This window comes from Chryseobacterium sp. CBTAP 102, assembly GCF_003201365.1.
Classification (GTDB): Bacteria; Bacteroidota; Bacteroidia; order Flavobacteriales; family Weeksellaceae; genus Chryseobacterium; species Chryseobacterium candidae.
Window position 1 is genome coordinate 66,524 of record NZ_QICX01000012.1, and the last position, 16,140, is coordinate 82,663.

The 16,140-nt window shown below is 36.0% G+C and carries 7 protein-coding genes; 3 read left to right on the plus strand and 4 right to left on the minus strand.

From position 1 onward, the window contains the following. The first annotated feature begins 114 nt into the window (after positions 1–114). The 3 genes from C8D70_RS15990 (at position 115) to argS (ending at position 6,571) form a co-directional block, all read left to right on the plus strand. The gene (locus C8D70_RS15990) at positions 115–3,042 is read left to right on the plus strand and encodes a SusC/RagA family TonB-linked outer membrane protein (RefSeq protein ID WP_110367978.1); all 2,928 of its coding nucleotides are present in this window, start codon (positions 115–117) and stop codon (positions 3,040–3,042) included. Between the two features lie 5 nt (positions 3,043–3,047). After that, positions 3,048–4,673 (plus strand): SusD/RagB family nutrient-binding outer membrane lipoprotein, encoded by a 1,626-nt coding sequence (locus C8D70_RS15995; protein ID WP_110367979.1) that lies wholly within the window; start codon positions 3,048–3,050, stop codon positions 4,671–4,673. A gap of 137 nt (positions 4,674–4,810) precedes the next feature. Then, on the plus strand, positions 4,811–6,571 hold the full coding sequence (gene argS, locus C8D70_RS16000; RefSeq protein ID WP_110367980.1) for an arginine--tRNA ligase: 1,761 nt from the start codon (positions 4,811–4,813) through the stop codon (positions 6,569–6,571). 93 nt (positions 6,572–6,664) lie between these two features. On the opposite strand, the gene C8D70_RS16005 is transcribed toward argS, so the two are convergent. The 4 genes from C8D70_RS16005 to C8D70_RS16020 form a co-directional block, all read right to left on the minus strand. After that, a complete protein-coding gene (locus tag C8D70_RS16005) occupies positions 6,665–7,606 on the minus strand; it encodes a YihY/virulence factor BrkB family protein (protein WP_076597748.1) in 942 nt (313 codons plus the stop codon). Position 7,607: 1 nt separating this feature from the next. Then, positions 7,608–9,935, minus strand: a complete 2,328-nt coding sequence (locus C8D70_RS16010; RefSeq protein ID WP_110367981.1) for a BamA/TamA family outer membrane protein — start codon at positions 9,933–9,935, stop codon at positions 7,608–7,610. Continuing rightward, positions 9,935–14,962: a translocation/assembly module TamB gene (locus C8D70_RS16015; RefSeq protein ID WP_110367982.1), complete on the minus strand. Its 5,028-nt coding sequence runs from the start codon at positions 14,960–14,962 to the stop codon at positions 9,935–9,937. Before C8D70_RS16015 ends, C8D70_RS16010 begins: the two co-directional genes overlap by 1 nt. 287 nt (positions 14,963–15,249) lie before the next feature. Beyond that, positions 15,250–16,137, minus strand: a complete 888-nt coding sequence (locus C8D70_RS16020) for a cbb3-type cytochrome c oxidase N-terminal domain-containing protein (protein ID WP_110367983.1) — start codon at positions 16,135–16,137, stop codon at positions 15,250–15,252. Between the last annotated feature and the right edge of the window lie 3 nt (positions 16,138–16,140).

Below are 16,140 nucleotides of genomic sequence, written 5' to 3' on the forward strand. Positions count from 1 at the left end.
TTAATTAATTTTATTATTTTTGTGTTGATTGTTGGTTTATTTATTATTTTATTAGCCTTTAGTTGTTAATTTGTTAAAAAAAATACAAATTTGCTCTCTAAAAATTAATGTGATATGAAGAAACTAACAACGAGTCTGCTTGTTTTGGTATTATCTTCGTCTGTTGCAGTTGCAAATGCCCAGCAGAAGAAAAATGATTCCGTCACGCAGACAAAGGAAATTGAAGGTGTAGTGGTAACAGCACTGGGTATTAAAAGAGAGAAGAAAGCTCTTGGATATGCCTCTCAGGAAATTAAAGGAGATATTATTTCTGAAGCGGGACAAACAAATGCGGTAAGTGCATTGTCTGGAAATGTTGCAGGGGTACAGGTTACTGCGCCAAGCACAATGGGAGGGTCTACTAGAATTACTATGAGAGGTATCAGTTCTATTACTGGTGAAAACAGACCTTTAATTATTGTAGACGGAGTACCATTGGACAACTCGAATGTTAACGATGTTGATACTCAAAGAGGTGCTGGGGGTAGAGATTACGGAGATGCTTCATTTGATATTAACCCAGATGATATTGAGAGTGTAACTGTATTAAAAGGAGGCCCTGCTGCTGCTCTATATGGTTCTAGAGCAGGTAACGGTGCTATCTTGTATACAACTAAGTCTGCTAAAAAAGGTAGAACAGAAATTCAATTAAATACTGGAGTTTCTTTTGAAAGTATCTACATACGTCCAAAATTACAAAATCAATATGGGGGTGGGTATTCTGATACATTACCAACGGCAAATATAAATGGACAAACCTACAATATACAAGAATACGAAACAGATGCTTCATGGGGACCAAAATATGATTCTAATTTGATGTATCTTCCATGGTATGCATTTGATTCTGAATTTTCTAGTGATTATTTGAAACCAGTTCCTTGGATAGCTCCTAAAAAGGATGTAGATTCTTTTTTTGATACTGGGGTAACATATACTAATAACCTATCTGTAGCCAAGTCCTTTGGTGATACAAACGTAAGACTTTCATATACAAATACAAATATTGGAGGTATAATTCCAACGTCTAAGATTAAAAAAGATAATTTTAGTATCAATGTAAACTCAAAATTATCAGAAAATTTAAAGGGAGAGGCTGTTATTAATTATGCTCATACAGAGGGTTTTAATAGACCTGAAGTAGGTTATGGAAATAATTCTGTCGCTCAGAAATTTTATCAGTTTGGCCAAAGAAATCTTGATTTTACCAAGCTAAAAGATTATAAGCTTTCTAACGGAGCTCAAAGAACATGGAATAGATCAGCTTGGGATAACCCTACACCATTATATTCAGACAACCCTTACTGGACTATTAATGAAAATACATCAGAAGATTCAAGACACCGTTTTTTTGGTAATGCAGGATTAACATATAATTTTAACAAGAACTTTTACATTGTAGGTAAGGTCTACGGAGATGTATATTCTCAAAATATCAGCTCAAGAGTTGCGGTTGGCTCACAGGCTGTTTCTGATTATACTATAGAGAAAAGGAATGTATCAGAATTTAATTATGAAGGTAGAGCTCATTATAATAATAATTTTGGAGATTTTAGTTTAAATGCCTTTGCAGGATTTAATATTAGAGATAACAAAATGAGTTGGTTAAGAGGTACTACAGTGGGGGGACTAATTATCCCTAATTTATATAATCTAAATAATGGTAAAGAAAATTCTTTAGCAACCAATTATTCGGAGCATTCATCTGTTAAAAGTTTATTTGCATCAGTTTCCTTAGGATATAAAGATATGTTATTTTTGGAGGCAACCGGAAGAAATGACTGGTTCTCTATGCTAAATAATGATCAGTTTTATCCATCTGTAACAGGAAGTTTTGTGTTTTCTAAAGTGCTTAAGGCAGACTGGTTATCGTTTGGTAAAATTAGAGCGGGTTGGTCCAGTATAGCTGCAGGAACAGCTCCTTATAGCAGGCTTACTTATACGGTAATCGGTCTTCCTTTTAATGGAGCTCCTCAATATTCAAATCCTAATACATCTAATGATCCTAACATTAAACCTGAGTTGAAAATTACTCAAGAAGTTGGTCTTGAAGCAAGTTTCTTCAAAAACAGATTAAGCGTTGATTTTACATATTATAAAACAAAATCCAAAGATCTTATTATTGCTCTTCCTGTTGATCCTGCTACTGGATTCTTATATAAGAGAATTAATGCTGGAGAAATGACTAATAAAGGTATTGAAGCAATGGTAACTATCACACCTGTAAGAAACGATAATTTTTCATGGGATTTAACTTGGAATTTTGCAAGAAACAGAAACAAACTGGTTAATTTATATCAGGATTTACCGACTTATGTTCTTACCAATGCACCATTTAGAGCCCAGTTAACAGCGCAGGTAGGTCAGGCATATGGTATCATCTGGGGTACTGATTATGTGTATGATGCGAATGGAAACAGAGTGGTGGATGATAATGGGTTTTATAAAGCTTCTGAGCTTAAATCTTTAGGGTCAATTCTTCCTGATTACAATATGGGCTTTAGAAATACAGTTAAATATAAATCTTTAAGTCTATCATTTTTAATAGATATTCAGCAAGGAGGAAAGTATTTCTCCACTACTCATATGTTTGGGATGAATTCCGGAATGTTAGAGGAAACGGCTTTGGGAGGGAACAGAGAAGCAGGGGTGATTCTTGATGGTGTTAAAGAAGACGGAACTAGAAATGATATTCTGCTAGATGCGCCAACATGGGGAGGAACTTATTATAATACAGTGGATGCACAAAATGTTTTTGATGCAAGCTATATAAAATTAAGAGATGTAACTTTAGGTTATGATCTTCCAAAATCACTTACAGGAAATGTATTTCAGGGCATTAGGATTTCAGCATTTGCAAGAAATTTATTTGCATGGAACTTAGCTAATAAAGGAATTGATCCTGAAAATACCTCTTATGGTTCGGGTAATATCCAAGGTATGGAAGGTGGATCTTTACCTTCAACAAGAATTTACGGGTTCAATGTTAATTTTAAATTTTAACTAAAATGAAAAAAATATTTTTAATATTATCTGTTTTAACAGTAACATTTATTTCAAATAGTTGTGCAGATAAATTCGATGAGATAGATATTAATCCCAACTCAACTGATAAGCCATTAAGTTACGGTATATTTAACGGTGCTAATAAAGAGTTAATGGATAATACAAGAGATGAATGGCAATCAGGAAGAATAGTATTGCCTTGGGTACAGTATTCTGCTCAGCGAGCCTATACAGAGGAGGATAGATATCAATATAGGTTATCAACAGGGGATGCATTGTGGAGTTTTTCTTATAGAGTAGCACAAGATTATAAACAGATTATAGATCTTAATACCGATCCGGCTACAAGTGTACAGATGGCATTATATGGTCCAAATAAAAATCAGATTGCAGCAGCACGAGTAATGTTATCTTACGTATTTCTTAATTTAGTAGATTCATATGGAGATATCCCATATTGGTCTTATGGAAATAAAGATGCTGACTTTCAGGCATTAAATATAGATACAACTTTGCAGCCTAAATTTGCAAGTCAACAAAAGGTATATGCTGATATCATGAAAGAATTAAAAGAAGCAGCTGCGATGATTGATGAAAATCAGTCTGTGTTTAGTAAAGGGGATAACTTGTTTTCATACTTAAATAATAATATTAGAACAAGTAAAGGAATTAAGCTTAAGAAATTTGCTAACTCTTTGAGATTAAGAGTTGCAACTAGAGTAAAAGGAGTTGTTCCTGGTGCTGAGGCACATATTGCTGATGCTATTGCTTCCGGAGTGATGACGTCGAATGCTGATAATGTGGGAGTAACTTATGAAAATAACCTTGTTAATCCTTCTCCTTTATATGATAATTTTAGAGTCAGATCAGATTTTTCTGTTTCTAAAACTTTTGTAGATCTATTGAAAGGGAATAGTGGAAATTTTGGTTTAGATCCAAGATTATTTAAATACGCTACAAAATCGAAATTGAGTGCAGCAGAATTGGCAGATGGTACTAATAAATCACTTAAAGATAGAATTCTTGATGGTTCAATTACTGAATCTACAGATCCTAATGATTTTAAAGGTATGCCTTATGGAGTTCCTAGCTCTTTAGCTCCTAGCCAAGCCGCAAGTTCAAACTTTTTTAGCAAGAATATTTTAAAGCCAGATTATACTGAAATTTTAATGGAGTATTCTGAAGTTGAATTTTTATTAAGTGAAGCAAACGGTTGGTCACAAACTAATTACGTAAACGGAGTAAAGGCATCAATGGAAAAATGGGGAGTAAATGCAGCAACAATTAGTAGCTTTGTTTCTGGCTTACCAGCAGCTTCTAAAGCAAATGTTTTAACTCAGAAATATATTTCGTTGTTTATGCAGCCATATGAAGCATGGGCAGAATATAGAAGAACAGGATATCCAAACATGCTATTGTTACCTGGGCAGACTGGTACTCTTAATGTAGCTTCTGGAGGTAATACAACTTATACTTTTACATCTCTAATTGCAGGACTGACTGATTTGCCTACAAGATTATTTTATCCAACAACTGTACAAACATTAAACACAGCGAATTATCAAGCTGCATCTAATGCTATTGGAGGAGATAAAATGAATACAAAACTAATTTGGGATAAAAACTAGCATGTATTTTAATAATATTCATGTGATACCGCCTTCGGGCGGTTTTTTTATTTCCGTATATTTGTAACTCAGATTTTGAGCTGAAACACACTTTAAAAATGTATCAGTGATAAGCATTAAAAAGAGAATTTAGAAACATGAATATTAAAGATATTATAGAAAAAAAACTTTCAGAAGTCATTTTAAACGTATATCAGTTAAAAGACATTAAGTTGGAAGTTCAGGAAAATAAAACGGAATTTGAGGGAGATTTTACTATTGTCACTTTTCCGTTGGTTAAACAATTGAAAAAAAATCCTGAGAGTATCGGGGTTGAATTAGGTGAAGCTTTGACAGAGCAGACAGAGCTTTTCGAAAGCTTTAACGTAGTAAAAGGTTTCCTTAATGTAAAGGTGAAAAATCAATTATTTGTAGACAATTTCAGATCCGTAACCAAGAATTTTTCAACTATAGAAAAGAAAAATGCTACGGTAATGGTAGAATATTCTTCTCCGAATACCAATAAGCCGCTACACTTAGGACATATCAGAAATAATTTATTAGGTTTCTCGGTAGCCCAGATTTTAAAAGAAGCGGGATATGAAGTAATCAAAACTCAGATCATCAATGACAGAGGTATTCATATCTGTAAATCTATGCTGGCCTGGGAAAAGTTTGGGAATGGAGAAACTCCGGAAACAACCCACATCAAAGGAGATAAGTTTGTTGGAAACTACTATGTAGAATTTGACAAAAACTACAAAAAAGAAATTGCAGATTTAGTAGGTCAGGGTGTAGGAGAAGAGCAGGCTAAAAAAGAGGCTCCGTTGATGAAACAAGCTCAGAAAATGCTGTTGGATTGGGAAAATGGTGATGAAACAGTAAGAGCGCTTTGGGCAGAAATGAATTCTTGGGTTTATAAAGGATTCAATGAAACCTATAAAAGATTAGGCGTTGATTTTGACCAGGTTCAATATGAAAGCAATACCTATATTTTAGGAAAAGATCTTATTCAGGCTGGATTGGACAAAGATGTTCTGTATCAAAAAGAAGACGGTTCTGTTTGGTGTGACCTTACTGACGAAGGGTTAGATCAGAAATTATTATTACGTTCAGACGGTACCTCAGTCTACATGACTCAGGATCTTGGTACAGCTGTGGAGCGTTTTAAGCAAAATAATATTCAGAAACTGATCTATACTGTAGGAAACGAACAGGATTATCACTTCCAGGTTTTATTTAAAATCCTGAAAAAATTAGGATATGAATGGGCAGAGCAGTTGTTCCACCTTTCTTACGGAATGGTAGAACTCCCTGAAGGTAAAATGAAATCCCGTGAAGGAACTGTAGTAGATGCAGATGACCTGATGCAGGAAATGTATGAAACAGCAAAATCTAAAGCTCAGGAATTAGGAAAAATGGAAACCCTTTCAGAAGAAGATAAAGAAGCATCTTATGAAACAGTAGGATTGGGGGCACTGAAATATTTCATGCTGAAAGTAGATCCTAAGAAAAAGATGTTATTTAACCCTGCAGAAAGTATTGATTTTAACGGAAATACAGGTCCGTTTATTCAATATACTTATGCGCGTATTCAGTCATTATTGTCTAAAGCAGGTACTTTACAGACAGAAACTGCTGATACTGAATTGAATCAGTCTGAAAAAGAATTGATTATGCAGCTGGCCAACTTTAAAACTATAGTGGCTAAATCAGCAGAAACATTAAGCCCTGCTTTAGTAGCAAATTATGTATATGATCTTGTGAAAGCATACAACTCTTTCTATCAGAATAATCCTATCCTGAATCAGGAAGATGAAAATGTAAAACAATTCCGTTTAAATATCTCAGATATCGTAGGAAAGACGATCAAAAAATCGTTGGAACTCCTGGGAATCGGAACAGTAAACAGAATGTAAAAACAGAAAGCCTCCTGAAAAATTCGGGAGGCTTTTTTATATATGAGAATTAATAATTTCGTATCAGCGTAACCAGAATCCCGAAACCCGAGTTTATGTTTTGTCATTATCCTGTCCATGCATCTGTTTCAAACTATCTGCATACAATTTAGCAGGAGTCCATCGTGCATGTTTGGAAAGAATCACTTTATAGCCTTTTTTGTAGGTATACACTTTAGTAAATTCTGCGCCGAAGAATATCAGCATACAGGAATAATTGATCCACATCATTATCAGAATAACCGTCCCGGCAGCTCCGAAGGCTGAAGTAGGTTTTACCTGATTAAAATAAAGACTTAATAAAAATTTTCCGAGCGTAAATAAAACTGTAGTCAGGAACGCTCCTTTCCATACCGGTTTCCAGCTCACCAAAACATCAGGCAGTACTTTAAACATTAAAGCAAACAAGAGCATGACAAGGCCAAAACCTACGGCAAAATTTACGGTTTCTACCAGCATATAGGTTTCAAAGCCAAAATATTGGGTGATAATCGTATTAAAAAGACTAATCAGAGAAGACAAAACCATGGTGATCATCAGAAGAAATCCCAGAATAAGAATCATCCCTAAAGAATTGGCTCTGTCTAATAAGAATTTGACCAGTGCTTTTTTGGGGGCAGCTTCTACTTCCCAAAGGGTATTTAACGTATGCTGTAGTTGAAAGAAAAGAGTAGTAGAACCAAAAACCAATGATCCTACTCCCACAGCTTTCATAAAAACATTCTTTTTGTCAATCAAAGCACCTGCGAGCATCCCCTCAATACTTTTAGCCACATCCGGGCCCATAATCCCGCTGATTTGCGTGCTGATCTGTCCACGGATAGCTTCTTCGCCGAAGAAATTTCCAAGTACCCAGATGATAATGATTAATAATCCCGGAATAGAAAAGATGGCATAATACGCAAGACTTGCTGAATCTTTTGATGCAGAAGAATTGTTCCATTCAGTAAACGTATCTTTCAGAACTTCCCAGAAGAATTTAGCTGTTTTGATCATATTAAAAAGGATATCCGATGGCAATATTTAGAACAAGATTATCTTTTCTCCAGTTTGAGTCTCCGAAATTAATTTTATCGAAGGCCCATCTGTCCCCTTTCTGATAGTAGGGAACTCTCAGTGGCATCGCAAGGTCAAGTCTCAGAATCAGTATAGAAAAATCCAGTCTCAGACCTACTCCAGCTCCCACCGCAATTTCATTTAAAAAGTCTTTTGAAAATTTAGCGCCGGGTCTCGTATCATCATCGTGAAGCAGCCAGATATTTCCGGCATCTACAAAAACGGCAGCATTTAAAAATTTATAAAGATTAGCACGGTACTCCGCATTTAATTCCAGTTTGATATCTCCGGATTGGTCAAAATAAGTACCCGGTTCCAGCGTTCTTGGATCAAAACTTCCCGGTCCTAATGTTCTCGCACGGAATGCTCTGATACTGTTACTCCCTCCTGAGAAAAACTGCTTGGAGAAAGGAATATACTCTGAATTTCCGTATGGATAGGCAATTCCTCCGATAAATCTCGTTGCCAGTGAAGATTTTTCAGTGAACTTATGATAGAATCTGAAATCGTTTTCAATCTTTACATACTGGCTGAAAGGAATTCCAAATATTTTCTTTTCCTTATCTTTTTTTACATCGGCTCCTGTTACCAACCCTGTAATATTTCCTGCAAGATCAAGCGTCCCTTTATAATAAACGGTATTGGTCTTTGGAAGCATCGTGTTGGTGTAGGTGTAAGAATAGGTTGGTCCAAAAATAAGCTGTTTTTGTACAATTCTCTGCATGGCAGGATTTCCGGCAGATTTAGTTTTATATTCTTCCGTAACATTTGCAGGGGATACCAAAGTAATATCAATCACTTTCAGATCATGTTCTTTTCTGGCATTTTCTTTCCATAAATATCCGAATGATCCGGTGAAGTTATTTAAAGTATAATATTGTGTTCTGTTCTGGAATTCATATCCTAATGTAATGTTGGTTCTCGGAACAAACTCACTTGAAGAATGAAAACGGAATGGCGCTACAATTCTTGGAATGGAAAGCTGTGCATTCGCTCCTGCACGGAAAATATTATTGGCATCCTGAGAACCTCCCATCTGAAAATCAAAAGCACCGAAGATTGCTGCCTTGAATTGTTCTGCCCCCCTGAAGAAATTTCGGTGGGTCCAGTTCAGATTAAGCTCACTACCTGCATAGTTCGCAGAGTTTGTTCTTCCCAACGCTTCCAGACGAAGTGACTGGATTTGTCTTGGAGTTAATAAATAATAAGCATCAAACTTATGGCTTAATGAATCTGAAACAACGAATTCATTTTTTACAAATTTGAAGACACCTAGACTGATCAATCTGTTCAGTGTCAGATTATGATTGGAACGATTGTAAAGATCACCTTTTTTGAAATACAAAGCTCTGTCAAAAATCTTCGGTTTAAATTTATGCTGAGGATCAATGACGTAAATATCATCAAAAGCGTATTTTGAAAGAGAGTCTTTATTCATCGGAATGCTGTATTTTCCCTCTTTTACATCCTGAATATTGTAATTGGGAAATACAATAACATTATTAATGCTGAATTGCTGGGTTGCTAAGTCAGGAGTATTGTCTTTCAGCTTTACATTAAGTTCTACTTTATGATTCTTGCTTACTGTACTGTCTGCCTGAACGATAATATTATCAGGATGGAAATAATAAAAACCTCTTTCTTTTAAACCATTATCAATTCTTTCTCTTTCTGCTTTGATGACATCCAGATCAAATGGCTTTCCGTTTTTAAGAAACGTTCTTTTCGTTAAACCTTGAATTTCCTGATTTACCAAGGTAGAATCCTTCTGGAACTTTACACCATCAATAAGATAGCGTGAACCTGGTCTTAAGGTATAAATAACCTGAGCCTTTTTATTCTTCGATACCGTATCATAAGAAGCTTTAGCATTGAAATATCCCTTGTTTTCAGAATAATTTTCAATGATGTTTTTGTTGAACTCACGGTCTACATCTCCTAATAATACAGGCTTTTCACCCATTTTATATTTTAGCCAGTAATTAAAACCTTTATCTTTTTTGGGTTCCTTGGCGATATTATAAAAATACAGCTTAGAACGCATTCCCAAAAATGTTGAATTGGGTTTTGGGGTGAGATTAGCTTCCAATGCAGCCTGAAGATCTTTTTTTTCTTTTTTTGAAATCGTATCGTTTTCAATCTTTACCTTGGCTCCTGTATACAGCATCTGTCCTTCTTTCAAAAACCTTGTATTGCTGCACGAAATTACTGTGGATGCCATTCCGGAAACCAACAGATACTTACAATATATTTGGAACTTATTATTCATTATTTAAATTCTACCACTTGATTATTTTGATTCTTTTTTTGCTTCTTATCTTTGGATTTCTGGAAAATCTCCCGGAATTTATCATAATCCAACGTGATAATAAATCCTACACCTGTCTCTATGATCTGCCCCTGAAGAGCCACCTGATATTCGTCCTTACGATAAGCACGCAGCATATACCTTCCATCTTTGGAAAGACTGTAATCTACGGAAACATTACCCGCAATATTGGTCATATTTTCATTCTGACGTGCCTGGCCTTCCAGTCCGAAATTACTTCCTACCGTCACTTTTAGTCGGTCGTTCAGTAATTTTTTACTGATATCTACATTCAGATCGGTTCTGGTGTTTTTCTCTCCGCTGGAATAATCTTCCGTAGAATCCAGCCCGAAGTTAAGATCTACCCCTTTGATAAGTCCGGAAGCAAGATTATTCAACTGTTGAGAAAGGATCTTACTCACACTCTGTCTTGCCATGGTTTCCGCAGACATTCCGGCTCCGCTTTCAAATGGATTTTCGCCGATGAAACGGTTCAGTAGCAATAAAGCAAATACCTGTTTGTTCATTTCAGATTCCTGGGTTCTGAGCTGTGCGAGTTTTGCATTCACATCCTCGGTGACTGTTGATGCAACAGAATTATTTTTTTCATCAGTAGTAATGTCAAAAGAGAGTTGTGGTTTCAAAAGCTCACCTTTCATTTTTAATAAAGTATTGAAAGGAATTTTTTGTTTATACTGATTCATCAGTGAAGCTGCTTTTCCACTGAGTTGTTGCTCTAAAAGATCAATTGGCGGAGCTTCTGTTTTGTAGATGGCAGTAATATCCATTTGGGCCATAGTAGGTTCGCCTGTCCAGGTAATTGTACTGCCTTTCTGAATATCAAACTTACGTTTAAGCAAACTAACAGAAAGATCGTAGCTTCCTTTTTCCACCTGATAAACTCCTACTAACGTCATTTTTCCGGAAGGGTCAATACCACCGGTTAATTCTGCCTCTCCCTGAAGTTTTACAAAATCACCGTTTACTTTATCAATAATAATAGAGAGTTTAGCTTCTTTGCTGACTTCAATGTTGACACTCATGTCCATCCCTTTGATACGGCTTTTGGAGTTCAGAGAATCTGCTTTAATTGTTTTATTTAAAACCACCTGATCCTGATCCACAAATTCTACAATACCATCTCTCTCCTGTAAAGATGGGGAAGATTGAGGTAGCACAAAAGTAAAGTCCGTGTTGTCTGCTACATTCAGTTTTCCGTCTACTTTAGGGAGATCAAGGTTCCCACGGATATGAAGTCTGGCATCAATTGCAAGTACACCATACATCATGGCATCATTGGTCTTTTCAGAATTAACAACTTTAAAATCTCTGGCATTTACATTCAGATTGAAGGCAAAATCTCTATAAGTTTGAGTAAGCACCTGTCCGTCTACAACAAGAGCATTTCCGTCTTTATCTTTAATTTTGAATTTATCAAACTCAATTCCACGGCTGGTAAAATCTATTTCATCACTCAGATGTCTGAAGTCACTTCCTGTTTTCGCTATTTCCAGCCCTGCATCATTGAATTTTACTTTTCCTAAAATATTGGGTTGAGCAGCTGTTCCTGTGATTTTTAAATTTCCGGAAAGATATCCTTCCGTATTGGTAATGGCATTCATGGAAAACCCTTGAATACTCTTCATCTGAAGCTGATTGATCGCCATATTCAGGTCGAAAGTACTGGAAGAAGTATTATAATCCCCAAGGATTTTTACATCATTGTTATTTCCGGAAAGGGCAATGTCTGCATTTAAAATATTAGGTGAAGCATTGTTCACTTTTACAGCAAGATTTCCGACAGGACTTCCATACACAATTAAGTCTGAAATATTCAGATCAGAATTGAAAGTCATTTTTTTCGTTACATCCCGGAGCTGGGCTGTTCCGTTGATAGTTCCTCTTGCCAGAACCGTATCTTTTTTGATAAGTTCCGTAATGGTTTCAATTTTAAAATCTTTCAACGAAATGTTCAAAGGACTACTTGGGCTATTGCTTTCAGACTGAACTGCAATCTGGCTGTTTCCATTGGATAGGATGAAGTTATCTGCCAGAATCCCTTTATTACTGATCTGGATTTTGTTGTTCTCCGCAACATTCCAATCTGTATAATTGAGCTTTAAACCGTTCGGGTTAAGAGATATTTCGGTAATATCATTCAGTGATTTTGCATTTCCAGCAATCAGGAATTGGGTAGCGTCCTTCTCATCTTTTGTGGTGACATTGTATCGGATGGTATTGTCTGCCACATCTCCGTCAATATTTATTTTGTTTAAAGAAAAACTTGAGCTTTTCAAAGCAGCAACATTCAGGCTGTACTGCAATGCCTGATTTTCATTAGTAACTTTTAAAGCTCCTTTTTCAATCGTATTTTCACCGTATAATAATCGTGGAATCTGTCCGTCAATTTCAATTTTCTGAGAATCAGCATCATAATTTCCAACAAGATTAATGGTTTCAAAATCTTTCAGATCCGGAACAAATTTTCTGATCAGGTCATCATTTTTAATTTTAGCCGTAAAGGTAAAATGCTGCCCCGGATCTATTTTCTGTTTTTTATCCGGCTTCTGGAACTGATAATACTGATTAACGGTTTTCGTTAAAGCACCGAAAATCTGAGTAAGTTTGTATTTACCTTTCAGCTCTATATCTGCGATCTGAGAATTGAAAATAATCTGTGTAGAATCATTTGTGGATGAAGCTTTCAGATTGACCTCCTGTACCGGATAGACTTCTTTGGTATCTGAAAATGCAAAATCTTTAAGGTTTAAAAATCCATTCAGATTATTGGGGTCTAAGCTGGTGAAATCTCCATCAATTTTTCCGGCAATAATCATCGGTTTTTCATAGAAGCCAAGCTTGTTGACATCCAGTTTAATGACTTCTCCATTCACTTTTACCGTAGGATTTTTTTCATCATAAACTCCGGAAGCGGTCAGTTGTAAACTGGCATTAGGGTCTTTGGAATCCAGAATAACATGATAAGCTCCTTTATTGATTTTTCCGGTAAGATTCATGTTTTGATAACGGTATCCTTTGTAAACCGCGGAAGCAACATGACCTTTTAAGTCTGCATTGGCATTTTTAAAATCAAAGCTTTCTCCTTTGGCTGCAATTTGTGCTGTGACAGGACCGATATCTTTATTCTGGATAAGTTTTCCAACCTGAATTCCCTGCAGATTTGCCTTTACATCATACAATTCATGATTCTTTCTGCGCATGTCTACCTGTGCGATAATGGCAGCATTCCCCAAAGTAGAGTAGAGGTTAAGGTCTGTACTGACTACTTTAGTAGTTCCTTTTGCATTTCCTTTGATGCTGAAATGGGAAGGAAGCGAAATATTGGAAGGAATTGTATTTTTAGGGACAAGATTGAATATTGTTTTGGCGCCGGAAGAAAACTCTCCGATTCTCAGATCATAATATAACTGGTCCGGGTTCATCGCATTTTTAATTTTTCCGGAGGCCATTATCCTCAGCTGATCTAACCCGGAAACTTTCAGATCCTGAATGAAGAGATCATTCACGCTTCCTTTTACGTTAGCGTTTACGTTGAGAACAGCGTTCGGATATTTATTAAATGGAACTGTATTTTTTAACGTCGGAACCAGATTCAGTATGTCTGAGAATCCTATTTTTGAATCTTTGATATTGGCTGAAATCTTTACAGCACCTAAGTTTTTGCTAAGATCATTAATGGAGTTATAATTTAAAATAACTTCATCACGCAATATGGTTTTTGGTGTCTGAAGATAAAGATCTTTCAGGTAGGCTTCTTTTTCTGCATAAACAAAATCGGTATTGAATTTCTGGATATCCAGGCCTCTTCGTTCTTTGATTTCTGCCGAATTTACAGTTCCTGCAAAGGTATTATTCTCCATTTTAAAGCTTCTCACCTCCACATTCATTTTTGAAAAATGAAGGTGGTTGAAGTCCATTCCTTGTTGGGTTGGAGCAATAGCGGTGTTGTTATAATTGACCTTTACATCATTTAGAATAAGTTTTCCTAAAAGAAGTTTCATGGCTTTATCCTGATCGGAAGCTTTGGAAACTTCTGGTTCTTTTGTATTTTTCGGATTGGCATTCTGAGCAGGAAGATAAAGATTAGCATTGATATCTGCCCCTGAAAGAAATACATTGGAAACATTGTAAGCGTTATTTTCAAGATCAAGTTTATTAACCTTTGTACTCAGCTCTTTGAAGATAACCTTTGCGAATGTTTTCGTATTTTCATCCCCATAATCAATATCAAAATGAGTAAGCTTGATGCCTCTCAATCCGATATTCATAGGCTTCTTATCATTGAGAGAATCTACTTTTTTCTCTACTTTGCTGGCTACTTCTTCTACAAGGCCCTGCTTTAGCTTCAATTTTAATCCGTCAAGATTGATATCATTAACGGCATAATTGTTTTTGCTGAGATCAAAAGTTTTTACTCTGGTATCGAAAGATGTAAAGTAGAGTTGAATATCATTCTTAGACTGCTGGTCGTTGAATGTTACTCCAACATCTTTTAAATTAATTTTATCAAGAGAGATAATAAATGGCTTGGAAGGGCTTTCTTCCTTATCACTGGAAGCAAAAGCATCTATAATATAATCAAAATTGAATTTGCCATCAGGTTTCCTTACAACATTGGCGCGCGCTCCTTCCATATTAACAGAAGTAATATCTGCAGTAGAATTAAGAAGCTTCATCATATGAAGTCCTACATCGAGCTTTTTAACAGCCAGAAGAGTATCTACATCCTGTCCTTTGAGATAGAGGTTTTCCATGACAAGGCTGTTGGGAAATCCTATATAAACTCTTTCAAGACTTACGGGAGTTTTTATTTTTTTTTCCAGATAGACAACGAGCTTGTCTTTAATGAAGTTTTGAACGGCAGGAAGTCTTAAGCTCAGGATCAATAGAGTAATGAGAACCAATATCGAAATAAAGGTTATGGCAATACGCCTTAAGAGTTTTGTGGTGTTGATTTTCAGTTTCAAATGCGAAGAGGTTTCTAACAAAGATAATAATACTATTTTATTTGGTCTTTGTTGTGGTACTCTTTGAGAATGCAAAAATCCTGCCTTGGCTGTCTTATTATGGAATTTTTAGTTTGTAGTTGTCAAGTGAATAGTTGAGTAAGACGAGCCAAGGCAGGGATTGTTATGCTAAAAAAACGCCCCCTTTTATCATTTTTTAATGTTGAAAAGGTTAGTTAGCAAAAATGAAATTCAAATGTTAGTAGTTGTTAGGGGGCGTGGCATGGTTTAATATGATAGATAATAATTTAGTTGTTTCCGTTTTCCCATTTCACTTCTTCTCCCTGAGGAGCTGCACCACCTTGTGCTGTTGTAATAGGAGCGGTTTCCTGATTGATGTGATAAATATAAGCGGCGATTTTCTCGGCATCTCTTCCGGTAATGGTTCCTTCCTTAATGAAAGGTCTCATGGTAGGATTGTTTGGAGAGCCGTTTTCAAGCATCCAGAATACATTTTTAAATAGGCTTTTTTCTTTAATATTAATCCAGTGAGTGTCAGTAAGATTGGGACCTATACCTCCTTTTCCTCCATCTCCGTGGCAGGTAACACAATTCGTTTTGAAAAGTTCCTGTCCTTCGGCGATGTTATCAGCACTGTATTTTGCAGATTCCAGATTGATCTGAGGGGCCGTTTTCTCATATTCAGCAATGGATGCTAACATGGTTTTTGTTTCTTTGGTGTACTCTGCATCCGGATGGGCATAATCTGTAAAAGAAAAGGCAAACAGATAAACTGCACAGAAAATACATCCGAACCAGAACAGGCCGATCCACCATTTCGGAAGAGAGTTGTCAAGCTCTGTAATTCCATCAAAACCATGGTCTATAAGAATATCTTTTTCTTCTGTAGCGGTTTGTTTTTTGAAGGCAGAGTTCCATAGTTTCTGGTAGTATGGAACTTTTTTTTCTTCCAGATATTGTTTTTTCTCTTCGTCGGATAATCTGTTGAAACTTTCATTTTCCACCAGATCTCCAATAGAGTTCATGATCAGCAATAGGATAGTGGCTATTAATATCAGCGCCCAGAAAAAAGGAGAAGAAAAATATCCTGAATCTCCTGCGAACATTTCAAAGGCCATGATCGTTAAACCTATCGTAGTTGCGATATATATTGAAATGGGGGTTCTCGTTTTCATTGC